The organism is Pseudarthrobacter phenanthrenivorans, from assembly GCF_000813845.1.
Taxonomy (GTDB): Bacteria; Actinomycetota; Actinomycetes; order Actinomycetales; family Micrococcaceae; genus Arthrobacter; species Arthrobacter phenanthrenivorans_B.
The window spans coordinates 1-890 of sequence record NZ_JWTB01000056.1; the positions used below are offsets into that span (position 1 = coordinate 1).

An 890-nucleotide genomic window follows, 5' to 3' on the forward strand; every position below is an offset into this window, starting at 1 on the left:
GGGCAGAATTACCTGTCCGTGGACCGGGACCTGGTCCTGGCCTACAAGGAATCCCCCGCAGGCCAACTGATCCACCCGGGCATCAACGAAGCCGGCGCCGTGGCAGCCTTCACCGCCGCCGGCACCGCATACGCCACCCACGGCATCCCCCTGGTCCCGGTCTACGTGTTCTACTCCATGTTCGGGTTCCAGCGCACCGGCGACGCCTTCTGGGCAGCAGCAGACCAAATGACCCGCGGCTTCATCATCGGCGCCACCGCAGGCAGGACCACCCTCACCGGCGAAGGCCTCCAGCACGCCGACGGCCACTCCCCCCTGCTCGCCGCCACCAACCCCGCAGTCATCACCTACGACCCCGCCTACGGCTACGAAATCGGCCACATCATGCGCTCCGGCCTGGAACGCATGTACGGACCCGACTCAGACGACCAGAACGTCATGTACTACCTCACCGTGTACAACGAACCCATCGTCCAGCCCGCCGAACCCGAGAACCTCGACGTCGAAGGCGTCATCAAGGGCATCTACCTGCTCGCCCCCGCAAAGATCGACGGTCCCCGCACCCAGATCCTCGCCTCCGGCGTCTCCGTGCCCTGGGCCCTGGACGCCCAGCGCATCCTCGCCGACGACTGGAACGTCTCCGCCGACGTCTGGTCCGTCACCTCCTGGAACGAACTGCGCCGCGACGGACTCGCCGCCGAAGAAGAAGCCTTCCTCAACCCCGGCAAACCCGCCCGCACCCCCTTCGTCACCCAGCAACTCGAAGGCGCCACCGGCCCCATCGTCGCCGTCTCCGACTACATGAAAGCCATCCCGGACCAAATCCGGCAATTCGTCCCCAACGAATTCGCCACCCTCGGCGCCGACGGCTTCGGCTTCTCCGACACCCG

The 890-nt window shown here is 66.6% G+C and carries 1 protein-coding gene; it reads left to right on the top strand.

Annotation, left to right across the window (positions count from 1 at the left end; genetic code table 11):
* A partial coding sequence (locus RM50_RS19995; protein WP_043456300.1) for a transketolase-like TK C-terminal-containing protein occupies positions 1-890 on the top strand: 890 nt, incomplete at both ends.